29 protein-coding genes are annotated in these 25390 nt (G+C 66.3%); 6 read left to right on the top strand and 23 right to left on the bottom strand.

The genetic code is table 11. From position 1 onward, the window contains the following. Positions 1-4: 4 nt before the first annotated feature. The 18 genes from secY to BC358_RS00895 form a co-directional block, all read right to left on the bottom strand. Entirely contained in the window at positions 5-1312 is a 1308-nt protein-coding gene (gene secY / locus BC358_RS00980; RefSeq protein ID WP_066157213.1) for a preprotein translocase subunit SecY, read from the bottom strand. Positions 1313-1338: 26 nt separating this feature from the next. Continuing rightward, positions 1339-1770: a 50S ribosomal protein L15 gene (rplO, locus tag BC358_RS00975; protein ID WP_066253437.1), complete on the bottom strand. Its 432-nt coding sequence runs from the start codon at positions 1768-1770 to the stop codon at positions 1339-1341. 28 nt (positions 1771-1798) lie between these two features. Continuing rightward, positions 1799-1981, bottom strand: coding sequence for a 50S ribosomal protein L30 (rpmD, locus tag BC358_RS00970; RefSeq protein WP_066157720.1), 183 nt, complete (start codon positions 1979-1981; stop codon positions 1799-1801). An 11-nt stretch (positions 1982-1992) separates the two neighbouring features. Further along, positions 1993-2511, bottom strand: a complete 519-nt coding sequence (gene rpsE, locus BC358_RS00965; RefSeq protein WP_066157220.1) for a 30S ribosomal protein S5 — start codon at positions 2509-2511, stop codon at positions 1993-1995. An 18-nt stretch (positions 2512-2529) separates the two neighbouring features. Beyond that, positions 2530-2895, bottom strand: coding sequence for a 50S ribosomal protein L18 (rplR, locus tag BC358_RS00960; RefSeq protein ID WP_066157223.1), 366 nt, complete (start codon positions 2893-2895; stop codon positions 2530-2532). Between the two features lie 11 nt (positions 2896-2906). Next, positions 2907-3440, bottom strand: a complete 534-nt coding sequence (gene rplF, locus BC358_RS00955; protein WP_066157226.1) for a 50S ribosomal protein L6 — start codon at positions 3438-3440, stop codon at positions 2907-2909. A 24-nt stretch (positions 3441-3464) separates the two neighbouring features. Continuing rightward, positions 3465-3860 (bottom strand): 30S ribosomal protein S8, encoded by a 396-nt coding sequence (rpsH, locus tag BC358_RS00950; RefSeq protein ID WP_066157229.1) that lies wholly within the window; start codon positions 3858-3860, stop codon positions 3465-3467. A gap of 18 nt (positions 3861-3878) precedes the next feature. Then, complete coding sequence (gene rpsN / locus BC358_RS00945) at positions 3879-4184, bottom strand: 30S ribosomal protein S14 (RefSeq protein WP_066157231.1); 306 nt, start codon at positions 4182-4184, stop codon at positions 3879-3881. Between the two features lie 8 nt (positions 4185-4192). Beyond that, complete coding sequence (gene rplE / locus BC358_RS00940) at positions 4193-4732, bottom strand: 50S ribosomal protein L5 (RefSeq protein WP_066157723.1); 540 nt, start codon at positions 4730-4732, stop codon at positions 4193-4195. 2 nt (positions 4733-4734) lie between these two features. Next, complete coding sequence (gene rplX, locus BC358_RS00935) at positions 4735-5055, bottom strand: 50S ribosomal protein L24 (RefSeq protein WP_066157232.1); 321 nt, start codon at positions 5053-5055, stop codon at positions 4735-4737. 9 nt (positions 5056-5064) lie between these two features. Continuing rightward, on the bottom strand, positions 5065-5433 hold the full coding sequence (gene rplN / locus BC358_RS00930; protein ID WP_009514936.1) for a 50S ribosomal protein L14: 369 nt from the start codon (positions 5431-5433) through the stop codon (positions 5065-5067). Positions 5434-5624: 191 nt separating this feature from the next. Next, positions 5625-7196 carry a glycerol-3-phosphate dehydrogenase/oxidase gene (locus BC358_RS00925; protein WP_079364319.1) on the bottom strand — a complete coding sequence of 524 codons (1572 nt, stop codon included), beginning with the start codon at positions 7194-7196 and terminating at the stop codon, positions 5625-5627. A gap of 76 nt (positions 7197-7272) precedes the next feature. Further along, the gene (locus BC358_RS00920) at positions 7273-9006 is read right to left on the bottom strand and encodes an ABC transporter substrate-binding protein (RefSeq protein WP_066157238.1); all 1734 of its coding nucleotides are present in this window, start codon (positions 9004-9006) and stop codon (positions 7273-7275) included. 98 nt (positions 9007-9104) lie between these two features. After that, a complete protein-coding gene (locus BC358_RS00915; RefSeq protein ID WP_066157242.1) occupies positions 9105-9413 on the bottom strand; it encodes a DUF2160 domain-containing protein in 309 nt (102 codons plus the stop codon). After that, the gene (locus BC358_RS00910) at positions 9413-10225 is read right to left on the bottom strand and encodes a carbohydrate ABC transporter permease (RefSeq protein ID WP_066157245.1); all 813 of its coding nucleotides are present in this window, start codon (positions 10223-10225) and stop codon (positions 9413-9415) included. The genes BC358_RS00915 and BC358_RS00910 overlap by 1 nt, the downstream gene beginning before the upstream one ends. Then, the gene (locus tag BC358_RS00905; protein ID WP_079364318.1) at positions 10222-11112 is read right to left on the bottom strand and encodes a carbohydrate ABC transporter permease; all 891 of its coding nucleotides are present in this window, start codon (positions 11110-11112) and stop codon (positions 10222-10224) included. The genes BC358_RS00910 and BC358_RS00905 overlap by 4 nt, the downstream gene beginning before the upstream one ends. Then, positions 11109-12179: an ABC transporter ATP-binding protein gene (locus tag BC358_RS00900; RefSeq protein ID WP_079364317.1), complete on the bottom strand. Its 1071-nt coding sequence runs from the start codon at positions 12177-12179 to the stop codon at positions 11109-11111. Before BC358_RS00900 ends, BC358_RS00905 begins: the two co-directional genes overlap by 4 nt. Before the next feature lies 1 nt (position 12180). Next, positions 12181-13260: an ABC transporter ATP-binding protein gene (locus BC358_RS00895; RefSeq protein ID WP_079364316.1), complete on the bottom strand. Its 1080-nt coding sequence runs from the start codon at positions 13258-13260 to the stop codon at positions 12181-12183. Positions 13261-13419: 159 nt separating this feature from the next. Here BC358_RS00895 and BC358_RS00890 point away from each other — a divergent pair, with 159 nt between their 5' ends. From BC358_RS00890 to BC358_RS00875, 4 genes are read left to right on the top strand one after another with little or no spacing between them, the layout of a single operon-like run. Then, positions 13420-14196, top strand: a complete 777-nt coding sequence (locus BC358_RS00890; RefSeq protein WP_079364737.1) for a DeoR/GlpR family DNA-binding transcription regulator — start codon at positions 13420-13422, stop codon at positions 14194-14196. Between the two features lie 39 nt (positions 14197-14235). Next, positions 14236-15729, top strand: coding sequence for a glycerol kinase GlpK (glpK, locus tag BC358_RS00885; RefSeq protein ID WP_079364315.1), 1494 nt, complete (start codon positions 14236-14238; stop codon positions 15727-15729). Positions 15730-15758: 29 nt separating this feature from the next. Beyond that, positions 15759-16586, top strand: a complete 828-nt coding sequence (gene proC / locus BC358_RS00880) for a pyrroline-5-carboxylate reductase (protein ID WP_079364314.1) — start codon at positions 15759-15761, stop codon at positions 16584-16586. 58 nt (positions 16587-16644) lie between these two features. Beyond that, entirely contained in the window at positions 16645-17277 is a 633-nt protein-coding gene (locus BC358_RS00875) for a DUF2625 domain-containing protein (RefSeq protein WP_079364313.1), read from the top strand. 305 nt (positions 17278-17582) lie between these two features. On the opposite strand, the gene ubiA is transcribed toward BC358_RS00875, so the two are convergent. Genes ubiA through BC358_RS00860 form a run of 3 tightly spaced genes read right to left on the bottom strand, consistent with a single transcriptional unit; the run spans position 17583 to position 20412 of the window. Further along, the gene (ubiA, locus tag BC358_RS00870; protein ID WP_079364312.1) at positions 17583-18461 is read right to left on the bottom strand and encodes a 4-hydroxybenzoate octaprenyltransferase; all 879 of its coding nucleotides are present in this window, start codon (positions 18459-18461) and stop codon (positions 17583-17585) included. Beyond that, on the bottom strand, positions 18458-19417 hold the full coding sequence (locus BC358_RS00865) for a hydrogen peroxide-inducible genes activator (protein WP_066157265.1): 960 nt from the start codon (positions 19415-19417) through the stop codon (positions 18458-18460). Before BC358_RS00865 ends, ubiA begins: the two co-directional genes overlap by 4 nt. Next, entirely contained in the window at positions 19414-20412 is a 999-nt protein-coding gene (locus tag BC358_RS00860; RefSeq protein WP_079364736.1) for a LysR family transcriptional regulator, read from the bottom strand. The genes BC358_RS00865 and BC358_RS00860 overlap by 4 nt, the downstream gene beginning before the upstream one ends. A 139-nt stretch (positions 20413-20551) precedes the next feature. On the opposite strand from BC358_RS00860, the gene BC358_RS00855 reads away from it, so the two are divergent. Beyond that, positions 20552-21787, top strand: coding sequence for an MFS transporter (locus BC358_RS00855; RefSeq protein ID WP_079364311.1), 1236 nt, complete (start codon positions 20552-20554; stop codon positions 21785-21787). Here BC358_RS00855 and recG read toward each other — a convergent pair. After that, entirely contained in the window at positions 21776-23887 is a 2112-nt protein-coding gene (recG, locus tag BC358_RS00850) for an ATP-dependent DNA helicase RecG (RefSeq protein ID WP_079364310.1), read from the bottom strand. The genes BC358_RS00855 and recG overlap by 12 nt on opposite strands. Before the next feature lie 69 nt (positions 23888-23956). On the opposite strand from recG, the gene queA reads away from it, so the two are divergent. Continuing rightward, positions 23957-25063 carry a tRNA preQ1(34) S-adenosylmethionine ribosyltransferase-isomerase QueA gene (gene queA / locus BC358_RS00845; protein ID WP_079364309.1) on the top strand — a complete coding sequence of 369 codons (1107 nt, stop codon included), beginning with the start codon at positions 23957-23959 and terminating at the stop codon, positions 25061-25063. A gap of 3 nt (positions 25064-25066) precedes the next feature. On the opposite strand, the gene BC358_RS00840 is transcribed toward queA, so the two are convergent. After that, the gene (locus BC358_RS00840) at positions 25067-25381 is read right to left on the bottom strand and encodes a non-heme iron oxygenase ferredoxin subunit (RefSeq protein WP_079364308.1); all 315 of its coding nucleotides are present in this window, start codon (positions 25379-25381) and stop codon (positions 25067-25069) included. Positions 25382-25390 lie beyond the last annotated feature (9 nt).

The following is a 25390-nucleotide window of genomic DNA, read 5'->3' as shown; positions in this document are numbered from 1 at the left end:
GACATCAGGATTTGAAGTTGGCCTTTTTCAACAGTGATTCGTACTGCTGGGACATCATGTAGTTCTGCACCTGGGCCATGAAGTCCATGGTGACCACCACGATGATCAGCAATGAAGTACCACCGAAGTAGAACGGCACGTTGTACTTCAGGATCAGGAATTCCGGCAGCAAGCAGACTGCAGTGATGTAGATAGCGCCAGCCAGTGTCAAACGAAGCAGAATCTTGTCGATGTAGCGGGCTGTCTGGTCACCGGGACGAATCCCGGGAATGAACGCGCCACTCTTCTTCAGGTTGTCGGCCGTTTCGCGGCTGTTGAACACGAGCGCCGTGTAGAAGAAGCAGAAAAACACGATCGCTGCGGCGTACAAGGCAACATAGATCGGTTGTCCTGGAGACAGAGCAGACGCGATGTCACGCAGCCAGCGCGTGGAATCCCCTGTGCTGATCCAGCTCACCACCGTGGTCGGCAGCAGGATGATGGACGACGCGAAGATGGGCGGAATTACACCGGCCATGTTCAGCTTCAGGGGCAGGTGCGAAGACTGACCACCGTATACCTTGTTGCCGACCTGACGCCGTGCATAGTTCACCAGAATCTTCCGCTGGCCGCGTTCGACGAACACCACGAAATAGGTGACCAGAATCACCAGCGCGATGATGAAGAGCGACACCAGGATGTTCATGGCGCCAGTGCGCACGAGCTCCAGAAGCCCACCGATTGCATTGGGGAGCCCCGCCGCGATACCTGCAAAGATGAGGATCGAAATGCCGTTGCCCAATCCGCGCTCGGTGATCTGCTCGCCCAGCCACATCAGGAACATGGTCCCTGCCACCAGACTCACCACCGCCGTCAGGCGGAACGCCATGCCCGGATCGATCACCAGCCCCGCCTGTCCTTCCAGCGCCAGGGCAATGCCCATAGCCTGGAATATCGCCAGACCCAGCGTTCCGTATCGGGTGTACGCGGTGATCTTGCGACGACCGGCCTCACCCTCCTTTTTCAGCTGCTCGAATGTCGGGACCACATAGGTCATCAACTGCATGATGATCGACGCCGAGATGTACGGCATGATCCCCAGAGCGAAGACTGTGAAGCGCGAGAGAGCGCCACCCGAAAACATGTTGAACAGGCTGAGGATGCCGCCCTGCTGGCCCTTGAACAGCTGTTCCAGTTGGGCAGGGTCGATCCCGGGCACAGGGATGTGTGCGCCGATCCGGTAAACCACCAAGGCCAGCAACAGGAACACCAGCCGGCGACGCAGGTCGCCGAACTTGCCTGTCTTGGCCAGGGTCGTGGAGCCAGTAGCCACAGATTGCCTTTTGCTTGCGATCTGAATCAGGCCAGCGAGCCGCCAGCGGCCTCGATGGCAGCCTTGGCACCGGCGGTTGCGCCGATGTCCTTGAGCTTGACCGCACGGGTGATTTCACCGGTCTTGATGACCTTGACGCGCTTGGCCAGCTGAGCCACCAGGCCAGCCTGCTTGAGCACCAGAAGATCGATCTCGGCGGCATCCACCGTGTTCAGGTCTGCCAGGGTCACTTCGGCATTGAACTGGAGTTGCGCAGACTTGAAACCACGCTTGGGCAGGCGACGCTGCAGCGGCATCTGGCCGCCTTCGAAACCGACCTTGTGATAGCCACCAGAACGCGATTTCTGACCTTTGTGGCCGCGACCGGCCGTCTTGCCCAGGCCGGAGCCAATGCCACGGCCGACGCGACGCTTGGCGTGCTTGGCACCCGCTGCGGGTTGAATGGTGTTGAGTTCCATGACGAATGAGTCCTCTTCGGTCGGGTGCTCAGAGCACCTTCACCAGGTAGGCGATCTTGTTGATCATGCCGCGCACGGCGGGCGTGTCCTGCAGTTCGCTGACGCTGTTGAGCTTGCGCAGACCCAGGCCACGAACGGTGTCGCGGTGCGACTGCTTGGTGCCAATCGGGCTGCGCACCAGTTGAACCTTGACGGTGTTTTGAGTGGTCATGATCGTTCCCATCAGCCCAGGATCTCTTCAACCGACTTGCCGCGCTTGGCGGCCACGTCGGCAGGAGTCGTGGAATTTTTCAGAGCGTCCAGCGTGGCACGCACCAAGTTGTAGGGGTTGCTCGAACCATGGCTCTTGGCCACGACGTCAGTGATACCCAACACCTCGAATACGGCACGCATCGGACCGCCAGCGATGATGCCGGTACCCTTGGCAGCAGGCAGCATCATGACATTGGAGGCGCCGTGCTCGCCATGCACCGCATGGTGCAGAGAACCGCTCTTGAGCGACACCTTGATCATGTTGCGGCGAGCCTGCTCCATGGCCTTCTGGACGGCCACAGGCACTTCGCGAGCCTTGCCCTTGCCCATACCGACACGGCCGTCGCCATCACCAACCACGGTCAGCGCAGCAAAACCGAGAATACGACCACCCTTGACCACCTTGGTCACGCGGTTGATCGCGATCATCTTTTCGCGCAGACCGTCGTCGTTGCCTTCGTTCTTTACGTTTGCCTGAAATTTAGCCATTTTGTGTATCCCGTCTGATCAGAACTGCAGACCGGCTTCACGAGCCGCATCGGCGAGGGCCTTGACACGGCCGTGGTAGGCAAAACCGGAACGATCGAACGCCACCTTCTCGATACCAACGGCCTTGGCCTTTTCGGCAATGCGCTTGCCGATCAGGGCCGCAGCGGCGGCATTGCCGCCTTTGCCAGCGGCGCCCAGCTGGGCGCGCACTTCGGCCTCGGCGGTCGAAGCGGAAGCCAGCACCTTGGCACCATCGCCGGAGATGACGTTGGCGTAGATGTGCAGGTTGGTGCGGTTCACGGTCAGGCGAACAGCGCCTTGCTGCGCAATGCGGATGCGCGTCTGACGGGCCCGACGGAGACGTTGCTCTTTTTTGGTCAACATGATCCTGGTCCTTATTTCTTCTTGGTTTCCTTGATCACGACCTTCTCATCCGCATAGCGGATGCCCTTGCCCTTGTAGGGCTCGGGCGGGCGCACGGCGCGCACTTCGGAAGCGATCTGGCCCACGCGCTGACGGTCAGCGCCTTTGATGACGACTTCGGTCGGCGTCGGGGTTTCAACCTTGATGCCGGCAGGCATTTCGATCTCAACCGGATGCGAATAACCGACGCTCAGGTTGAGCTTGGCACCCTGGGCTTGGGCCTTGTAACCCACACCGATCAGGGACAGCTTCTTTTCGAAGCCCTTGCTCACACCGACCACCATGTTGTTCACCAGCTGACGCATGGTGCCGGACATGGCATTGGCTTCCCGCGAATCGTTCGTAGGGATGAACGACAGCGAGCCAGCGTTGTTCTCGACCTTGACCAGCGCGTTTTGCGCCAGAGCCAGGGCACCGAGCGTGCCCTTGACGTTGATCAGGTCGTCCTTGATGGCCACTTCGACCCCTGCGGGGACGGAGACTGGCTGCTTACCAATACGCGACATTTCAGTTGCTCCTCAATGCCCGCATCAGGCGACGTAACACAGGACTTCACCACCGACACCGGTGGCGCGGGCCTTGCGATCGGTCATCACGCCCTTGGGAGTGGTGACGATGGCGACGCCCAGGCCGTTCTGCACTTGGGGCAGCGCGTCACGGCCGCGGTAGATGCGCAGGCCAGGCTTGCTCACGCGCTCAATGCGCTCGATCACAGGACGGCCGGCGTAGTACTTCAGGGCGATTTCGAGTTCGCTCTTGCCGCCTTCGGTCTTCACCTGGAAGCCGTCGATGTAACCCTCGTCCTTCAGGACCTGGGCAATGGCCGCCTTGACTTTGGACGCCGGCATCGACACGGTGGTCTTTTCGACCATCTGCGCGTTGCGGATGCGGGTCAACATGTCAGCGATAGGATCACTCATGCTCATTTGTGGTTCTCCTAGGGCTTACCAGCTGGCTTTGGTGATGCCGGGGATCTCGCCGGCAAAGGCCATCTCGCGGACCTTGGCACGGGCCAGGCCGAAGTAGGCAAACGTGCCACGCGGACGACCAGTGATCTCGCAGCGGTTGCGCTGACGGGTCGGATTGGCGTTGCGGGGCAGCTTCTGCAGCGCCAGACGGGCCGCATCGCGCGCTTCGTCGCTTTGCTTGGCGTCGTTGGCGGTCGCCTTCAGTTCGGCGTATTTCTTGGCGAACTTGGCGGCGAGCTTCTCGCGCTTGAGTTCACGTTGGAGTAGTGCTTGTTTAGCCACGCGCCACCTCAGTTCTTGAACGGGAAACGGAAACCAGCCAGCAGTGCCTTGCACTCTTCGTCGGTCTTGGCGGTTGTCGTGATGCTGATGTTCAGGCCGCGCAGGGCATCGACCTTGTCGTACTCGATCTCGGGGAAGATGATTTGCTCTTTGACGCCGATGTTGTAGTTGCCACGGCCGTCAAATGCCTTGCCCGAAATACCACGGAAGTCGCGCACGCGCGGCAGAGCCACAGTGACAAAACGGTCCAGGAATTCGTACATGCGGGCGCCACGCAGGGTCACCATGCAGCCGATGGGCTGTTGCTCGCGGATCTTGAAGCCAGCAATGGCTTTCTTGGCCTTGGTCACCACGGGCTTCTGGCCAGCGATCTTGGTCAGGTCGCCAACAGCGTTGTCCATGATCTTCTTGTCGGCGACCGCCTCGCTCACACCCATGTTCAGGGTGATCTTGGTGATGCGGGGCACCTGCATCGGGGACTTGTAGCCGAACTTCTGGGTCAGCTCGGGCGCAACCTTGTCGCGGTAGATTTCTTGAAAGCGTGTCATGGTCATGCCACCTTGATTTCTTCGCCGCTGGACTTGTAGACGCGCACCTTGTTGCCGTCGGCCAGCTGCTTGATGCCCACGCGGTCAGCCTTGCCCGTGGCGCCATTGAAGATGGCCACGTTGGACTGGTGGATGGACATGGTCTTTTCCACGATGCCGCCGGTCACACCCTTCATGGGGTTGGGCTTGGCATGCTTCTTGACGATGTTGACGCCCTCGACGACCACACGGTCGTCAGATGCGCGCTCAAGCACCTTGCCGCGCTTGCCTTTGTCGCGCCCGGCGATGACGATGACCTCGTCGCCCTTACGAATCTTGTTCATGATGAATCCTCAGAGAACCTCGGGGGCCAGGGACACGATCTTCATGAACTTCTCGGTACGCAGTTCACGCGTGACCGGGCCGAAGATGCGGGTGCCGATCGGCTCCAGCTTGGCGTTGAGCAGCACGGCGGCATTGCCGTCGAATTTGATCAGGGCGCCATCCTGGCGACGGATGCCCTTGGCGGTGCGAACCACCACAGCGTTGTAAACCTCGCCTTTTTTGACGCGGCCACGGGGCGCTGCTTCCTTGATACTGACTTTGATGACATCGCCCACACTGGCGTAACGGCGCTTGGAACCACCGAGCACCTTGATGCACATCACGGACTTGGCACCCGTGTTGTCAGCAACATCGAGTCGAGATTGCGTTTGGATCATTTGATTTAAGTCCCAACTTGAATCCTTCCGGCCACCACGGCTGGAAGTGATCAGTCTTGGGCCCGTCGTAGCCAACCACCCCGAAAGGATGGCCCGCGTCGCTGGGCAGAAAGCTTCGCCTTTTACAGCGAAGCCGCGGATTATTGCACTGCGAGATCAGTCTGTCAACTGTTCTTTGGTCACAGCCGGCCTCAGGTCGCGGCGGCCGGTGGCAAGTAGCTGGCGCACAGCGACTCGAACTCGGCCAGCGAAGGCCGGTCACAGCCCTCCTCTGCCAGGATCTCCGCCACACGCGGCGCCATGGCAGCGGCGGCGAGGGCATCCAGAAACAAAGCGCGCCAGCGCCGGGCAAGCACATCTTCAACAGTGTGCGCATACTCACTTCTGACGGCATACCGCACCATCGCCTCGGTGAGCCCCAGCCCCAGGGTTTGATCCGCGCCGGGGCAGGCTTGCACCTCATCGGCGTGCTGCCCGTACAGGTGCAGACCGGGGTCAGCATGCAGCGGCACCACCGCCCGCCCCGCGACGGGCGCGCCGTCCAGCGCATGGTGTTCTGTCTGCCCCCCCGGCCTGCGCGTCAGCAGGCCTGCGGAAAAACAGCGCTCCATGACATCGTCCGCCATGGCCCGGTAGGTGGTCCATTTGCCGCCGGTGACCGTCAGCAGCCCGCTGGACTCCACCACGATGGTGTGTTCCCGCGACAGCACCTTGGTGCCTCCTCCGTCGTCCTTGGGCGGCGCCACCAAGGGGCGCAACCCGACCCACACACTGCGGATGTCGTGCCTCTGAACCGGACGGCGCAGCACATGGGCCGCTTCACCCAGGATGAAATCCAGTTCTTCCGCGAACGGCTGCGGTTCACGCGGCAGGTCCTGGCGGGGGGTGTCGGTGGTGCCCAGCACCAGTTTGCCCAGCCAGGGCACTGCAAACAGGACGCGGCCATCGCGCGTCTTCGGCACCAGCAATGCGTGGTGGCCGTTCAGGAATTCGCGGTCCACGACCACGTGCACCCCCTGGCTGGGGCTGACCATGCGGTCGGCGCCCGCGCTGCCCGGCGCACCGGCGCGGGCCCGCAGCGCATCGACCCAGACGCCGGTGGCGTTGATCACGCATCCGGCCTCGACCCGGCGAGAATGCCCGGACAGGCGGTCGCGGACGGTCACGGAGAAACCGGGCTCCGTCCGCTCCAGCGCCTCCACCTCGGCGTAGTTGAACAGCTGCGCCCCGGCGTTCTGAGCGGTTCGGGCCAGCGCCAGCGCAAGCCGGGCGTCGTCGAACTGGCCATCCCAGTACTGCACACCGCCCTTGAGCCCTTCGGGATTGACGCCGGGCAGGGCCTGCAGGGTCTGCGCCCGGCTGAGGAACTCCGTGCGCCCCAGGCCGGCGCGCCCTGCCATCAGGTCGTACAGTTTGAGCCCGGCGCCGTAGAACGGCGTCTGCCACCAGGCGTAGGAAGGCATGACGAACGGCAGCGGCTGCGCCAGGTGCGGCGCGATGCGCAGCACGGTGGCCCGTTCCGCCAGCGCCTCACGCACCAGGGCCACATTGCCTTGCGCGAGGTAGCGCACGCCACCGTGCAGCAGCTTGGTGGAGCGCGAAGAGGTGCCGCCCGCGAAGTCGTGCGACTCGAACAGGGCGACGGAGAACCCACGCAGCGCCGCGTCCAGCGCCACACCCAGGCCGGTGGCGCCCCCGCCGACCACCACCAGATCAAACCGGGGTTGGCGGGCCAGGGACTGAAGGCGTTCTACGGGATTCATGAATCAGAGGGTGACCGCACACACCCACCAGGGGTGCGTGCGGAGGTTTTACATCAGACCGGAAGACAGCATCCGGTCAACGCGCCTTGCCGGCCTTCCAGGCGTCCAGCAGGGTCTGGTAGGCGATGGTCTCGCCCTTCGGCTTCTCGTTGGCCAGCTTCTTCCACGGCGCCGACTTGTCGGAAAGCCACTTGTCGGCGCTTTCCTTCTTGTTCAGCTTGGGCGGGCACTGCGCCATGCCGGCGCGCTCCAGGCGCGCGAGCACCTCGTCCATCTCCTTGGCCAGATTGTCCATCGCACCCTGCGGGGTCTTCTCACCCGTGACAGCCTGCGCCACGTTCTTCCACCACAGCTGGGCCAGCTTGGGGTAGTCGGGCACGTTGGTGCCGGTGGGCGACCAGGCCACGCGGGCCGGGCTGCGGTAGAACTCGACCAGGCCACCCAGCTTGGGCGCCATGTCGGTCATGGCCTTGCTCTGGATGTCGGACTCGCGGATCGGGGTCAGGCCGACGATGGTCTTCTTGAGCGAGGTGGTCTTGGCGGTCACGAACTGGGCGTAGAGCCAGGCAGCGGCCGTCTTGTTGGCGTCATGTCCCTTGAAGAAGGACCACGAACCCACGTCCTGGTAGCCGTTCTGCATGCCCTGCTTCCAGTAGGGGCCGTTCGGGCCTGGCGCCATGCGCCACTTGGGCGTGCCATCGGCGTTCACCACGGGCAGGCCGGGCTTGACCATGTCCGCCGTGAAGGCGGTGTACCAGAAGATCTGCTGCGCGATCTGGCCCTGGGCCGGCACGGGACCGGCTTCGCCGAAGGTCATGCCGGTGGCTTCCTTGGGCGCGTACTTCTTCATCCAGTCGACGTACTTGGTCAGCGCGTAGACGGCCGCGGGCGAGTTGGTGGCGCCACCGCGCTCGACCGAAGCGCCCACCGGCGTGCACTTGTCGGCCGCCACGCGAATGCCCCATTCGTCGATCGGCAGGCCGTTGGGCGCGCCGATGTCGGCGGTACCGGCCATGGACAGCCAGGCGTCGGTGAAGCGCCAGCCCAGCGACGGGTCCTTCTTGCCGTAGTCCATGTGGCCGTAGATCGGCTTGCCGTCGATGGTCTTGACGTCGTTGGTGAAGAACTCGGCGATGTCCTCGTAGGCGGACCAGTTCAACGGCACACCCAGGTCGTAGCCGTACTTGGCCTTGAACTTGTCCTTGAGGTCCTTGCGCTCGAACAGGTCGGCACGGAACCAGTACAGGTTGGCGAACTGCTGGTCGGGCAGCTGGTACAGCTTGCCGTCGGGCGCGGTGGTGAACTTGGTGCCGATGAAATCCTTGATGTCGAGACCGGGGTTGGTCCACTCCTTGCCCGCGCCGGCCATGTAATCGGTCAGGTTCATCATCTTGCCGTAGCGGTAGTGGGTACCGATCAGGTCCGAGTCCGAAATCCAGCCGTCGTAGATGGACTTGCCCGACTGCATCGAGGTCTGCAGCTTCTCGACCACGTCGCCTTCCTGGATCAGGTCGTGCTTGACCTTGATGCCGGTGATTTCCTCGAAGGCCTTGGCCAGCGTCTTCGATTCGTACTCGTGGGTGGTGATGGTCTCGGACACCACCGAGATCTCCTTCACGCCCTTGGCCTGCAGCTTCTTGGCGGCGTCGATGAACCATTTCATCTCGGCCAGCTGCTGGTCCTTGCTCAGCGTGGAAGGCTGGAACTCGCTGTCGATCCACTTCTTGGCGGCGGCCTCGTCGGCCCAGGCCGCGTGGCTGCCCAGGGCGCAGAGCGCGGCCAGCGCGAGCGCGTTGTATCGCAATTTCATCGTGTCTCCTTCTCTCGGGTTGATGTGAACGCTGCCCCTCATGGTTCTGGGTGACCACGGCCCCGGGGCAGCGCCGGGCCGTATTCCCTCGAAACGGTTCAGCCCTTGCGCATCACCAGCGCCAGGGCCAGCATGGACAGCACGAAGCTGATCCACACACTGGGCTCCTCCTCCAGCGACATCAGCTCGGCCATCCACTCGGCCGCGCCGACGAACACCAGGTTGATGTAGGCCGCCAGCAGCAGACCGATGAAGAGCCGGTCGCCGCGCGTGGTGGCCATCGGCAGGAAGCCCTTGCGCAGGGTGGTGGGAGAGCGGATCTCCCACACGGTCATGCCGATCAGCATCAGCACGATGCAGGTAAAAAAGACGGCCACCGGCGTGGTCCATGCCATCCACTCGAACATCACACCCTCCCCATGGCAAAGCCCTTGGCGATGTAGTGCCGGACGAACCAGATCACGATCGCCCCCGGCACGATGGTCAGCACGCCCGCCGCGGCCAGCGTGGCCCAGTCCATGCCGCTGGCACTGACGGTGCGCGTCATGGTGGCGACGATGGGCTTGGCGTTCACGCTGGTGAGCGTGCGCGCCATCAGCAGCTCGACCCAGCTGAACATGAAACAGAAGAAGGCCGCCACTCCCACGCCCGCCTTGATCAGCGGCAGGAAGATGGTGATGAAGAAGCGCGGGAAGCTGTAGCCGTCGATATAGGCCGTCTCATCGATCTCACGCGGGATGCCCGACATGAAGCCCTCCAGAATCCACACCGCCAGCGGCACGTTGAACAAAAGGTGCGCCAGCGCCACCGCGATGTGCGTGTCCATCAGGCCGACCGTGGTGTAGAGCTGGAAGAACGGCAGCAGGAACACCGCCGGCGGCGTCATGCGGTTGGTCAGCAGCCAGAAGAAGACGTGCTTGTCGCCCAGGAAGCTGTAGCGGCTGAAGGCATAGGCCGCGGGCAGCGCCACGGTCAGCGAGATCACCGTGTTGATGCACACGTAGATCAGGCTGTTGATGTAGCCCGAGTACCAGCTCTCGTCGGTGAAGATGAGCTTGTAGTTGTCCCAGGTGAACGCCTGGGGCCAGAGGCTGAAGCTGCTGAGGATTTCCTGGTTGGTCTTGAAGCTCATGTTGACCATCCAGTAGATGGGCAACAGGGCGAAGACCAGGTAGGCGATGAGGAACAGCGTCCTCTTCTTGAATCGACGCTCGTTCACGATTGCACCTCTTTCTCGGCCTGGCCGAGGCTCTGCATCCAGTTGTAGAGCACGAAGCAGAACAGCAGGATGATGAGGAAATAGATCAGGGAGAACGCAGCGGCGGGACCGAGGTCGAACTGGCCGACCGCCTTCTGTGTCAGGTACTGGCTGAGGAAGGTGGTGGCGTTGCCGGGGCCGCCACCGGTGAGCACGAAGGGCTCGGTGTAGATCATGAAAGAGTCCATGAAGCGCAGCAGCACCGCGATCATCAGCACGCCGCGCATCTTGGGCAGCTGGATGTAGCGGAACACGGCGAACTTGCTGGCGCCGTCGATGCGCGCCGCCTGGTAGTAGGCGTCGGGGATGCTGCGCAGGCCGGCGTAGGCCAGCAGCGCCACCAGCGGCGTCCAGTGCCACACGTCCATCAGCAGCACCGTGAGCCAGGCGTGCGTGGCGTCGCCGGTGTAGCTGTATTCGATGCCCAGGTTCTGCAGGGCGTGGCCCATCAGCCCGATGTCGGCGCGGCCGAAGATTTGCCAGATGGTGCCGACCACGTTCCAGGGAATCAGCAGCGAGAGCGCGACGATCACCAGCGTGGCCGAGGCCTTCCAGCCCTGCGCCGGCATGGCCAGCGCGAGCGCGATGCCCAGCGGTATCTCGACCGCCAGCACCGCCATGGAGAACTTCATCTGGTTCCACAGCGCGGCGTGCAGGTCCTCGTCGCGCATCACACTGGCGAACCATTCGGTGCCCACGAAGACGCGGCGCTCGGGCGAGATGATGTCCTGCACCGAGTAGTTCACCACCGTCATCAGCGGCAGGATGGCCGAGAAGGCCACGCAGATGAAGACGGGCAGGATCAGGAACCAGGCCTTCTGGTTCACGGGTTTTGTGGTCGCGCTCATGCCACCAGCTCCTCGTTCTTGTAGAAACAGGTGTGCTCACCCAGCACCTGCGCACCGACCTCGTCGCCCACGGCGGGCAGCGCCGCATCCGGCGCCAGGCGGGCTTTGAGGGTCTGGCCGGCCGCGTCCAGCGTGACCAGGAAGTAGGTGCCGATGTCCTGCACTTTCTGCACCGTCGCGGGCAGCGTGGCCGCGGCCCCGGCGGGCGCCAGCGCCAGGTACTCGGGGCGGATACCCAGGCGCAGCGAGCCTTCGGGCAGCGCCTGCGGCGCCGCCAGCTGTCGGCCGCCGAGCTGCAGCTGCCCGCCCGCGGACTGCGTGTCCAGGAAGTTCATGCCCGGCGAGCCGATGAAGTGGCCGACGAATGTGTGGGCGGGGCGCTCGAACAGCGCGTCGGGCGTGCCCAGCTGCACCACCTTGCCGCGCGTCATCACCACCACCTGGTCGGCGAAGGTCAGGGCCTCCACCTGATCGTGGGTGACGTAGATCAGCGTGAGCTTCAGTTCGTGGTGGATCTGCTTGAGCTTGCGCCGCAGCTGCCACTTAAGGTGCGGGTCGATCACCGTCAGCGGCTCGTCGAACAGCACGGCCGACACGTCGGGCCGCACCAGGCCGCGGCCCAGCGAGATCTTCTGCTTCTGGTCGGCACTGAGCCCGGCGGCGCGCATGTCCAGCTGGTGGCTCATCTCCAGCATCTCGGCGATCTGGCCCACCCTGGCCTTGATCTGCTGCGCCGGCACCCGGCGGTTCTTCAGCGGGAAGGCCAGGTTCTCGGCCACGGTCATGGTGTCGTAGATGACCGGGAACTGGAACACCTGGGCGATGTTGCGCTGCTGCGGCGTGGCGCGCGTCATATCCTGGCCGTCGAACTTCACTGTGCCGTGCGACGGCACCAGCAGGCCCGACATGATGTTGAGCATGGTCGTCTTGCCGCAGCCCGAGGGGCCGAGCAGCGCGTAGGCGCCGCCGTCCTCGAAGCTCATGTTCAGCGGCAGCAGCGCGTAGTCGCTGTCTTCCTTCGGGTTCGGCCGGTAGGAGTGGGCGAGGTCGAGATCGATGCGGGCCATCTCAGACTCCCTTCGCGCGTTGCGGCGCCACCAGCAGGTCGCCGGACTGGTCGAAGGCGTACACCTGCGCCGGGTTCACGTGCAGGGTGATCGCGCTGCCCAGGGCGAAGTCGTGCACGCCGGTGAGCTGCGCCACGATCTCGCCGACCGCCGTGTGCACGTGCACGAAGGTGTCGGAGCCGGAGATTTCGGCCAGCTCGACCTGACCGGCCAGGGCCACGTCGCCCGGACGCGGCGCCACGCGCACGGCGCTGGCGCGGATGCCCAGGGTCAGCGACCGAGTCGCTTCGCGCGGCAGGCTCACGGCGATCAGCGGACCGCCCTGCAGCTGGGCACCGCCCTCGGCCACGTCGGCGGCCAGCAGGTTCATGGGCGGATCGCTGAAGGCGCGCGCCACGCGCAGCGACTTCGGGCGGTGGAACACCTCGGCCGTGGGGCCGTACTGCAGCAGCTCGCCCTGGTCGAGCACCGCGGTGTAGCCGCCCAGCAGCAGGGCCTCGCCCGGTTCAGTGGTGGCGTAGACCACGGTGGAGTCGCCAGCGGCGAACAGCTGGGTCAGCTCTTCGCGCAGCTCCTCGCGCAGCTTGTAGTCCAGGTTCACCAGCGGCTCGTCCAGCAGCATCAGAGGGGCGTTCTTGGCCAGCGCGCGCGCCAGGGCCACGCGCTGCTGCTGCCCGCCCGAGAGCTCGGCCGGCAGGCGCTCGAGAAACACCTCGATGTGCAGCCGCGCCGCCAGTTCGCGCACGCGGCGCTCGATCTCGGCCCGGGGCCGACCGCCGAGCTTGAGCGGCGAGGCGATGTTGTCGAACACCGTCATCGACGGGTAGTTGATGAATTGCTGGTAGACCATGGCCACGTTGCGCTCGCGCACCGGCGTGCCGGTGACGTCGCGCCCGTCCACCAGCACGCGCCCGCTGGTCGGCACGTCCAGGCCGGCCATGAGGCGCATCAGGCTGGTCTTGCCCGCCTGCGTGGCGCCCAGCAGCACCGTGACGGCGTCCGGCGCCGGATTCAGACTCATGGGGTGGAGGTGGACCGAAGGCCCGACCGTCTTGCCCACCTGCTCCAGGGATAGCTGCATTCGATGTCCAGAAGGAGGCCCGCGGGCCTGTTGTTTTATTTTCGTTTGGCGGATTCTATTGTTCGTTTTTGTTCTTCTTGATTCGGTATTTACCCTTAACGGCCGAATATTCTTTTCCGTTATGTTCGGAGCACCCCGATCCCCGACCGCACGATGTCCATGAACCTGGCCCCCCGACACACCCACCTGCTGGACGTGGTGCGCACCCACGGCCCGCAGACCATCGAAGCCCTGGCCGAGCGCTTTGGCGTCACCCTGCAGACCGTGCGCCGCGACGTGCAGCGCCTGGCCGAAGCCGGCCTGCTCTCGCGCTTTCATGGCGGCGTGCGACTGCCCGGCTCCACCACCGAGAACATCGCCTACCGGCAGCGCCAGGCCATGGAGTCCGAGGCCAAGACCCGCATCGCCCGGTCCATCGCCCAGCGCGTGCCCAACGGCTGCTCGCTGATCCTGAACATCGGCACCACCATCGAGGCCGTGGCGCGCGAGCTGATGCAGCACCGCGGCCTGCGTGTCATCACCAACAACCTGCACGTGGCCGCCCTGCTCAGCGCCAACCCGAGCTGCGAGGTGATCGTGGCCGGGGGCCAGGTGCGCGGCGCCGACCAGGGCATCGTCGGCGAGGCCACGGTGGACTTCATGCGCCAGTTCAAGGTCGACATCGGCCTGATCGGCATCAGCGGCATCGAGGCCGACGGCACGCTGCGCGACTTCGACTACCGCGAGGTCAAGGTCGCGCGCACCATCATTGGCCAGTCGCGCGAGGTCTGGCTGGCGGCCGACCACAGCAAGTTCAACCGCCCGGCGATGGTGGAGCTGGCCCGGCTGGACGAGGTGGACGTGCTGTTCACCGACGAGCCGCCCCCACCACCCTTCGACGCCCTGCTGACCCAGGGCGATGTGGAATGCGTGGTGGCCGGGCGCGAGGCCAGCTGACCCTTTCGAGCAGACAAGAGACCAGAGACGAGACACCCCATGACTTACCTGCTGGCCCTGGACCAGGGCACCTCCAGTTCGCGCAGCATCGTGTTCGACCGCGACGGCCGCGTGGTCGCGATGGCGCAGCGCGAGTTCCGCCAGATCTACCCGCAGCCGGGCTGGGTCGAACACGACCCGCGCGACCTCTGGACCACACAGCTGGAGACCGCACGCGAGGCGCTGGCCAAGGCCGGTCTGAAGGCCGCCGACATCCGCGCCGTGGGCATCACCAACCAGCGCGAGACCACGGTGGTCTGGAACCGCAAGACCGGCGAGCCGGTCTACAACGCCATCGTCTGGCAGGACCGCCGCGCGGAGAGCACCTGCGCCGCGCTGCGCGAACGTGGTCTGTCCGATCCGGTGCTGCAGAAGACCGGTCTGCGCATCGACGCCTACTTCTCGGGCACCAAGCTGCAGTGGATCCTGGACCACGTGCCCGGCGCGCGCGCGCAGGCCGAGGCCGGCGAGCTGGCCTTCGGCACCGTCGACAGCTGGCTGATCTGGCAGCTCACCGGCGGCGCGGCCCACGTGACCGACCACAGCAACGCCGCGCGCACCATGCTGTTCAACGTGCACACCCAGCGCTGGGACGAGGAACTGCTGGCGGCCATGACCATCCCCGCAGCCATGATGCCCACCGCCCTGCCCTCCAGCGCCCACTTCGGCGAGGTGCGGCCCGAATGGCTGGGCGGCCCGCTGGTGATCGGCGGCGTGGCCGGCGACCAGCAGAGCGCGCTGTTCGGCCAGGCCTGCTTCTCGGCCGGCATGGCCAAGAACACCTACGGTACCGGCTGCTTCATGCTGATGCACAACGGCGAGCGCTTCCAGACCAGCCAGAACGGCCTGATCACCACCGCCGCCGCGCAGTTGCCCGGTCCTCCCCAGTACGCCTTCGAGGGCAGCGTGTTCATCGGTGGCGCCGTGGTGCAGTGGCTGCGCGACGGCCTGCGCGCCATCCCCTCCAGCAGCGAGGTGCAGGCGCTGGCCGAGAGCGTGCCCGACGCCGGCGGCGTGGTCCTGGTGCCGGCCTTCACCGGTCTGGGCGCGCCCTACTGGCAACCCGAGAGCCGCGGCGCCATCGTCGGCCTCACACGTGGCAGCACCATCGCCCACATCGCGCGCGCCGCGCTGGAGAGCATCGCCTTCCAGAGCGCCGCCCTGCTCGACGCCATGAGCCGCGACGCGGTCGCCAGCGGCGGCGTGCCGGTGGCCGAGCTGCGCGTGGACGGCGGCGCCTGCGTCAACGACCTGCTGATGCAGATCCAGGCCGACCTGCTGGGCATCCCGGTGGTGCGACCGGCCGTGATCGAGACCACCGCCCTGGGCGCTGCCTACCTCGCAGGCCTGCAGTGCGGTGTGTACGCCGGGCTGGACGAGCTCTCGAAGCAGTGGCGCGCCGAGCGCGTGTTCCACCCGACGCTCTCGCGCGAGCGGGCGGCGGAAAAGATGGCCGAATGGGAACACGCGGTGCGGCAGACCACCGCGCCCTGAGCGCTCAACGCCTCGGGGACAATGGCGGCATGAACACGTCCACCCACCCCCTCATCACCTTCATCGGCGGCGGCAACATGGCCAGCGCCATCATCGGCGGCCTGGTCCGCCAGGGCCACCCGACCAGCGCCCTGCAGGTGGTCGAGCCCTGGGACGAGCAGCGCACCAAGCTGACGCAGCAGTTCCCCGGCATGACCGTGCAGCCCGCCGCCAGCGCCGACCTGAAGCCGTCCGACCTGGTGGTCTGGGCCGTCAAGCCGCAGACCTTCAAGGACGCCGCCGCGGCCGCCCGCGCCCATGTGGAGGGCGCGCTGCACCTGAGCGTGGCCGCCGGCATCACCAGCGAGAGCATCGCCACCTGGCTCGGCACCGAGCGCATCGTGCGCGCCATGCCCAACACCCCGGCCCTGGTCGGCCTGGGCATGACCGGCCTGATGGCGCGCGCCGCCGTGAGCGCCGACGACAAGGCCCTGGTCGAGCGCGTCGTGCGCACCACGGGTGAGCTGGTCTGGGTCAAGGTCGAGGCCGACCTGGACGCGGTGACCGCGCTCTCCGGCTCCGGCCCTGCCTACGTGTTCTATTTCCTCGAAGCCATGCGCGACGCCGGCGCGAAGATGGGCCTGGCGCCCGAGGTGGCTTACCAGTTGGCGGTCGGCACCTTCGTCGGCGCGGCCACGCTGGCCCAGCGCTCGGACGACCCGCCGCAGGTGCTGCGCGAACGCGTCACGTCCAAGGGCGGCACGACCTATGCCGCCATCACGTCAATGGAAGCGTCGGACATGAAGGCGCTGTTTGAAAAGGCGCTGATTGCTGCGCAAACCCGCGCCGCCGGACTCGGCGCAGAGTTCGGCAAGTAGTCTTTGCGCGGCTCGCGGACGCAGCGGGTTTGCGGGATAGATCACAAGTGAGGCATCTATGAGAACTCTTGAAGAGCTGGTAAATCGCGAAGAACCGGCGATGCCGCTAGTTTTCCAGTGGATCGCTCAAAGTGCCTGGCGAGTTGAGGTACTCAACCCGTCAGAAGAGCGTGGTGATGTTCTGACCGACCTTCAAGTCACAACTCGATCCCCAATGGGGGCAATCGCCTACGAGACCGGAGGGATCTTCATAGACCACGGCTGGCTGCGAATCCTCGGATCTGGCCATCCCAAACTGCCCCGAAACATCGTCGACTGGAATTCCAATAGATCCTCTGGTCATCTACTCGTGGCAGATGATGTGATTGGGGGTTTCTTCTCCATAAACGGTGGCGCTCTTGGTGATGATCGTGGTTCCGTGTACTACTGGGCACCGGACACGTTGAGGTGGGAACCACTGGGACTCGGATACTCAGACTTTCTTGCTTGGGCGCTTAGCGACAAGCTGGCTGTCTTCTACGAGGGCTTCCGATGGCCAAAGTGGGAGGCTGAGGCCGAGCAAGTAAAGGGGGATCAGTGCTTCAATTTCTACCCATTCCTCTGGACAGAGCAAGGTTCGGTCGGTTCAAGCTCTCGCAAGCTAATTAGTGTTGCCGAGCAGTACGCATTCAATGCAGACGCAGGTGCGTAGTGAAACAGACGACCAACCATTCCATCGAGAGGACCCGTCCGGGCAAGCTGGGCCTGACCTCTCATGTCCAACGTTGAGTTCCCGTTTCGCTAGTTGAATAGCGTTAGCTCCTGGCAGATAGACGTCACCGTACAGCGCCAATGCCGCCTACCTGCCACACTCCCAGCAACCCTACCCACGGAAGCGGCGTGCCCTGCGCAGCGGCATAAAGGAGGAGGCGGCTCCAGCCGCCGGGGGACAGCCGCGGAGCAGGGCGCGGCGCTTGCGTGGGCCGAAGAAGCGCCGCGCCCGAAACGCAACGCACGTCAAACCAACCCGAGCACAACCCCCACAAACACCGTGAACCCTAGCCAGTGGTTCAGACGGAAGGCCTTGAAGCAGCCGTCGCGCGTGCGGTCCTTGATCAGCCGCCAGTGCCAGACCACCTGGGCCAGCGCCACCAGCAGCATTGCGCCCCAGACCAGGAGGTTCACCTGGCCCCAGAGCACGGCGGTCCAGATGCCGAGGAACACCAGGTAGAACGCGGTCACGGCCGGCACATCGGCATCGCCCAGGGTGATCGCCGAGGTCTTCATGCCGATCTTCAGGTCGTCGTCGCGGTCGACCATGGCGTACTCGGTGTCGTAGGCCAGCACCCAGAACAGGTTGCCCGCCATCAGCGCCCAGGCCTGCCAGGGCACCACCTCAGTCACGGCGGCGAAGGCCATCGGGATGCCGAAGCTGAAGGCTACGCCCAGCACCGCCTGCGGCATGGACACATGGCGCTTGGCATACGGATAGATCAGCGACAGCACCAGACCCAGCACCGACCAGGCGATGGTCGCGGTGTTGGTGGTCAGCACCAGCAGGAAGGCGACGAAAGCCAGCACGCCACCGACCGCCAGCGCCTCCTTCACGCCCACGCGCCCGCTGGTCACGGGCCGCTGCGCGGTGCGCTTGACGTGCTTGTCGAACTCGCGGTCGGCCACGTCGTTGACGCAGCAACCCGCGCTGCGCATCAGGATGGTGCCCAGCACGAACACCACCAGCAGGTGCAGGCCCGGGAAACCCTGGGCGGCGATCCACAGCGCCGACAGCGAGGGCCACAGCAGCAGCAGCCAGCCGGCGGGCCGGTTCCAGCGGATCAGGTCGAGGTAGAGCGCCAGCTTCGACGGGCGCGGTTCGGGCAATGCGGCGGAGCTCATGACAGTCTCTTCACACCCGGCAGTTCGCAGGCATAAACGGCGTTGCGCAGTTCGGCGATGGCTTCATAGCGCGTGAAGCTGCGGCGCCAGGCCAGCACCACGCGCCGCGTGGGCGGGTCGCCGTCGAAGGGCAGGTAGTGCACGAACGATGCGTCGCCCAGGTCCTGCGAGTTGTCGGCCGAGCCGTCGAGCGCCGAGCGCGGCACCGACAGGCGCGGCACCAGGGTCACGCCCATGCCGGCGGCCACCATGTGCTTGATGGTCTCCAGCGACGAGCCTTCGAAGCTCTTGCGGATGCCCTCGGTGTCGCTGGAGAAGCGCGCGAACTCGGGACAGACCTCGAGCACATGGTCGCGGAAGCAGTGCCCCGTGCCCAGCAGCAGCATGGTCTCGTTCTTGATCTCGTCGGTGGTGATCGCCTTGCGCTTGGCCAGCGGGTGGCTGGCCGGCACGGCGGCCATGAAGGGCTCGTCGTACAGCGGCGCGATCGCGAGGTTGGTGTCCGGGAAGGGCTCGGCCAGGATGGCGCAGTCGATCTCGCCCAGGCGCAGCTGCTCCAGCAGCTTGACGGTGAAGTTCTCCTGCAGCATCAGCGGCATCTGCGGCGTGCGCTCGATGACCTGGCGCACCAGATTGGGCAGCAGGTAGGGGCCGATGGTGTAGATCACGCCCAGCTTGAGCGGCCCGGCCAGCGGGTCCTTGCCGCGCTTGGCGATCTCCTTGATCGCGGCGGCCTGCTCCAGCACGGTCTGCGCCTGGCGCACGATCTGCTCGCCCAGCGGCGTGACCGCGATCTCGCTGGCGTTGCGCTCGAAGATCTTGAGCTCCAGCTCTTCTTCTAGCTTCTTGATCGCCACGGACAGCGTGGGCTGCGACACGAAACAGGCCTCGGCGGCCTTGCCGAAGTGCTTCTCGCGCGCCACGGCCACGATGTATTTCAGTTCCGTCAGGGTCATGGCTGTATTTTGCTCTCGGACGCCGCGCCGCCTGCGCCCATGGGCATGTCGTCCAACCCGGACAGGCCCGGGAGCCCCCCGTCCAGCACCGGCATGTCCGCCAGGCGGTCCAGCACCACCTCGCGCACGCAGTGCCTCAACCATCGGTGCGCCGGGTCGGCGCTGTACCGCGGGTGCCAGATCAGGGACACGGAGAACGCCGGCACCTGCACCGGCAGGGGAGCGCTGTGCATGCCGTCGCGAAGGCTGTGGGTGTGGCGCTCGGGCACGTTGGCGATGTAGTCGGTGGCGCGGGCCAGCGCCAGCGCCGCGGAAAAGCTGCCCACGCTCAGGTCCAGCTGGCGCCGCAGGCCCAGACGTTCCAGCGCCTGGTCCACACCCTCCTGCCCGCCCGCGCGATGGGCCACGCCGATGTGCCGGCCAGCGACGTAGGGCTGCAGTTCGTGCAGCCGGCCGGCCAGCGGGTGCCCCTGGCGCACCACCGAGACAAACCGGTCGCTGAACAGCGCCTGGACCCGCAACTCCGGCGCCAGCGCCGGCCCCACCACCGCAGTTTCCAGATCGGCCAGACCTTCCCGCAAGGCCGCGCTGTCCCGCTCGGTCTTCTGCTCGAAGCACAGGCGCACGCCCGGCGCCTGCGCGGCCACACGCTCGACCAGCGCGGCGCCGAAGTTCTCGACAAAGCCCTCGCGGTTGCGCAGGGTGAAGGTCCGCTGCAACTGCTGAAGGTCCAGCACATCCGCGGGTTGCAGCACCTCCACGCTGTCCTGCACCAGTTGGCGGACCTGCTCCCGCAGCGCCAGGGCACGGGGCGTGGGCACCAGGCTGCGCCCGGCCCGGACCAGCAGCGGATCTCCCGTGGTGGCCCGCAACCGCGCCAGCGCCCGGCTCATGGCCGAGGCGCTCAGGCGCAGCCGGCGGGCCGCCCCCGCCACGCTGCCTTCCTGCAGCAGGACATCCAGCGTGAACAGCAGGTTGAGATCGGGCGTGGGCATGGCCGCACCATAGCGCAAACCCGTCATACATGGCGTCAGACGCAACATATCAATGCAACCCATGCGCCTTCCGCCATGCCATGCAAAAAAATACAGTGCCCTCACGCCTGCTATGCAGGACTCTTGAGGAAACGCCACCATGTCCCAATTTCTTTCCCACCGGCCCGGCCCCACAGGCGCCCTGGCCGGTCTTTCGCTGTCGGTGCTGCTGTCGTCGCTGGGCACCAGCATGGCCAATGTGAGCCTGCCCAGCCTGACGCAGGCGTTCGGCGCATCGTTCCAGCAGGTGCAGTGGGTGGTGCTGTCCTACCTGCTGGCCATGACGGCGCTGGTCGTCGTGGCCGGGCGACTGGGCGACCGCCTGGGCCGGCGCCGCCTGCTCATGGCGGGCCTGCTGCTGTTCACCCTGGCCTCTCTCCTCTGTGCACAGGCACCGTCCCTGGAAGCCCTGGTGGCGGCCCGTGCCCTCCAGGGCCTGGGGGCCGCGACGATGATGACGCTCGCCATGGCCATGACGGGCGAGACCGTTGGCAAGGAGCGCACTGGCAGCGCCATGGGCTGGCTGGCCAGCATGTCGGCGGTGGGCACCGCGCTCGGGCCGTCGGCCGGCGGCCTGCTGATCGCCTGGCTGGACTGGCGCGCCATGTTCCTGTCCACGGTGCCCCTGAGCCTGCTGACCCTCTGGCTGGTCCACCGGCACCTGCCGGCGCCCGCCCCGGTGTCTGCGGCACGAAGCAGCACATCAGGGGAGGCAGCGGCGCTCTGGCAAGGGACCGCGCTGGGTGCCGGCCTGGTCATGAATGCGCTGGTGGCCACCGTCATGATGGCCACGCTGGTGATCGGTCCGTTCTTCCTGTCCGGTGGCCTGGGGCTGGGAACGGCCGGGGTGGGTGCCGCGATGTCGGCCGGGCCGCTGATGTCCATGGTGTTCGGCTTCGTGGCGGGCAAACTGGTGGACCGCTGGGGCGCGGCGCACACGCTGCGCACGGGCCTGCTGGTCATGCTGGCCGGTGCGCTGGGGCTGGCGGTGCTGCCCGGCCCGTGGGGCCTGGCGGGCTACCTGCTCGCCATCTCGGTCCTGACCCCGGGCTACCAGCTGTTCCAGGCCGCCAACAACACGGCCACCCTGACCCGGCTGCCCGCGGCGCGCCGGGGCGAGGTCTCCGGCTTGCTCAACCTGGCGCGCAACCTGGGCCTGATGGCCGGGGCCTCGGTCATGGGCTGGGTGTTTGCCTGGGTCACCACGGAGCCCGCCGCCGCCGCACCCGCGACCCTGCTGCACGGCGTCCAGGTCACCTTCGGGGCCGCGGCCGGACTGCTCGTGCTGTCCATGCTCGTGGGCCGCACGACCCGCCCGGCGGCTTCAGGCCTTTAGGTACTCGGCCTTGGTGCCCAGCCAGCGGCCCACGTGCCGCTCGGCGGCTTCGGGGAACCTGGCGAGCATCTGCGCCGCCGCCTCGCGGGCCCATTCGAGCAGGTGGGTGTCGGTCGCCAGGTCGGCGAAGCGCAGCAGCGGCGCGCCGGACTGGCGGGCACCGAGGAATTCACCCGGGCCGCGGATCTCCAGGTCGCGGCGCGCGATCTCGAAGCCGTCGTTGGTCTCGGCCATGGCCTTGAGCCGCTCGCGCGCGGTCTCGCCCAGGCGCCCGCCTTCGTTGGGCGTGTAGAGCAGCACGCAGGCCGAGGCCGCCGCACCGCGCCCCACCCGGCCGCGCAGCTGGTGCAGCTGCGACAGGCCAAAGCGCTCGGCGTGTTCGATCACCATCAGCGAGGCATTGGGCACGTCCACGCCCACCTCGATCACCGTGGTCGAGACCAGAACGCCCATGTGGCCGCCGCTGAACAGCGACATCACCGCCTTCTTCTCGGCCACCGGCATGCGCGAGTGCAAGAGCCCGACGAGCACACCCGGCAGCAGCTGACCCAATTCCGCATGTGTTTCCGTGGCGTTGGACAGGTCGATGGCCTCGCTCTCCTCGATCAGCGGACAGACCCAGTAGACCTGCCGTCCTTCGGCCACCTGCGCGCGGATGCGCTCAATCACCTCGTGGCGGCGGCTGTCGGACACCACCTTGGTCACGATGGGCGTGCGGCCAGGCGGCAGCTCGTCGATGGTCGAGACATCGAGGTCGGCGTAGTAGCTCATCGCCAGGGTTCTGGGAATCGGCGTGGCCGACATCATCAGAAGGTGCGGTTCGCCCGCACCCAGCTCAGCCCCCCCCATCTTGGATCGCAGCGCCAGCCTCTGCGCCACGCCGAAGCGGTGCTGTTCGTCGATGATGGCCAGCGCGAGGTTCCTGAACTGCACCTGCTCCTGGATCACCGCGTGCGTGCCGACCACCAGCGCGGCCTCGCCGCTGGCGATGAGTTCGAGCATCTCCGTGCGCTGCTTTTTCTTCTGGCTGCCGGTGAGCCAGGCCACGCGTTTGCCCAGGGGTTCGAGCAGCGGTTCCAGCCAGCCGATGAGCTTGGCGAAATGCTGCTCGGCCAGGATCTCGGTCGGCGCCATCAGCGCGCACTGCCAGCCGCTGTCGATGGCGATGGCGGCGGCCAGCGCGGCCACCACGGTCTTGCCCGAGCCCACGTCGCCCTGCAGCAGCCGGTGCATGGGCACCTGGCGCTGCAGGTCGCGCGCGATCTCTTCGCCGACGCGGCGCTGCGCGGCCGTCAGCGCGAACGGCAGCACGCCCAGCAGCTGTTCGTGCAGCCCACCGGCCGATGTGTGCAGCGGCGGCGCTCTCAACGCGTCGCGCTCGCGCTTGGCCTGCAGCTGCGAGAGCTGCTGCGCCAGCAGCTCTTCGGCCTTGAGCCGCTGCCAGGCCGGGTGGCTGCGGTCCTCCAGCGCGGCGAGCGACACGTCCGGTCCCGGGTGGTGCAGGTATTCGAGCGCTTGGCGCAGCGACATCAGCGGCGCGCGCAGGCCCCGCAGCGTCTCCTGCAGCGAGGTCAGCACCGGCTGCGGCAGGGTCTCGCTGAGGTCGGCGCGCTTGAGGCCCGACACCACGGCCTTGCGCAGGTAGGCCTGCGGCAGCTGGGCGCTGGTCGGGTAGACGGGGGTCAGCGCCTCGGGCAACTCGCCGCCGGCTGCGTGGAAGGCGGGGTGCATCATGGTCTTGCCCATGAAGCCGCCGCGCACTTCGCCGCGCACGCGCACCCGCGCGCCGACCGCCAGCGTCTTCTGGTGCGAGGGATAGAAACTGAAGAAGCGCAGGGTGCAGGTGTCGCTGCCGTCGTCGAGCGTGACCAGCAGCTGGCGACGCGGCCGGTACTGGATGTCCTGCTTGGTCACCGTGCCCTCGACCTGCACCACCTCGCCATCGCGCGCGTCGTGCAGGGCGACGATGCGGGTCTCGTCCTCGTAGCGCAGCGGCAGGTGCAGCGCCAGGTCGATGTCGCGCACCAGGCCGAGCTTGTGCATGGCCTTCTGCGGGGCAGAGAGTTCCTTGCGCGGGGTGGTGGACGGGGCGTCGGGCATGGGACAATTCTGCCTGTACTTCCATCCATATCCCCACTTGGAACGGGCCCTGTCCGGCCCTCAAGCAGCATGACTTCTTCTTCGTCCTCTTCGGCCCGCCACTTCACCGTCGCCGACTTCGATTTCTCCCTCCCCGAACACCTGATTGCCCAGCACCCGGCCGCCGAACGCAGCGCCTCGCGCCTGCTCGACGGCACCGGCGAGCAGCCGGTGGACCGCATCTTCCGTGAGCTGCCCGGTCTGCTGCAGCCGGGCGACCTGCTGGTGTTCAACGACACCCAGGTGGTCAAGGCGCGCCTGTTCGGCGAGAAGGCCAGCGGCGGCAAGCTGGAGTTGCTGATCGAGCGCGTGCTGCTGCCGCACGAGGCCCTGGACGGCTCGCCCAACGAGGTCGTCGGCCACCTGCGGGTGAGCAAGAAGCCCCTGCCCGGCGGGCGCCTGCACCTGGCCGGCGGTTTGAAAGGCGGCGGCTTCGACGCGGTGTTCATCGGCCGCTGGCCGGACGAGCAGGGCCAGCTGTTCCGCCTGCGGCTCGAAGGCCCGGCGGGCGAAGACCCGTACACCCTGATGGCGCGCCACGGCCATGTGCCGCTGCCGCCCTACATCACCCACGGAGACGACGCCGAGGACGAGCGCCGCTACCAGACCGTGTTCGCCCGCGTGCCCGGCGCCGTGGCCGCACCCACCGCCGCCCTGCACTTCGACGAGGGCGTGTTGTCCGCGCTCGAGGCCCGCGGCGTGCACCGCGCCAACGTGACGTTGCACGTGGGCGCCGGCACCTTCGCGCCCATGAAAACCGAGCGCATCGAGGAGCACGCGATGCACCACGAGCGCTACGCCATCCCGCCCGCCACGGTGCAGGCGATTGAGGACTGCCGAGCGCGCGGCGGCCGCGTGGTCGCCGTGGGAACGACCACGGTGCGCACGCTGGAGAGCTGGGCCAAGACCGGCGAGCTGCAGGGCGACACCAACATCTTCATCACGCCGGGCTTCGACTTCCGCGTGGTCGATGTGCTGGTCACCAACTTTCACCTGCCCAAGAGCACGCTGATGATGCTGGTCAGCGCCTTCGCGGGCTACGACCACGTGATGGCGCTGTACCGCCACGCGGTGGCGCAGGGCTACCGCTTCTTCAGCTACGGCGACGCGATGCTGCTGGCGCGGCGCACCGCCTGAGGATCAGGCGCCGAGATTCAAGAAGACCCGTCCGCCCTCGACCTTCGCCGGCCAGACCTTGATCGGCTGTGTGCAGGGCGGCAGCGTCGCCTCGCCCGTGCGCAGGTCGAAGCGGCCCTGGTGAAACGGGCACTCGATCTCGTGCCCCTCCACAAAACCGTCGCACAGCTTGGCGTTGCCGTGGGTGCAGAGGTTGTCGGTGGCGAACACCTCGCCCTCCACCGCAAACAGCGCGATGTCGCGCCCGCCCGGCGCCACCGGGATGCCCGCGCCTTCGAACAGATCGGCCTCGGCGGCCACGTCGGTCCAGTTGCTCATGAGTGCCGT

The organism is Hydrogenophaga sp. H7 (genome assembly GCF_002025745.1).
GTDB classification, from domain to species: domain Bacteria; phylum Pseudomonadota; class Gammaproteobacteria; order Burkholderiales; family Burkholderiaceae_C; genus Hydrogenophaga; species Hydrogenophaga pseudoflava.
This window is presented reverse-complemented; position numbering and strand designations above follow the sequence as displayed.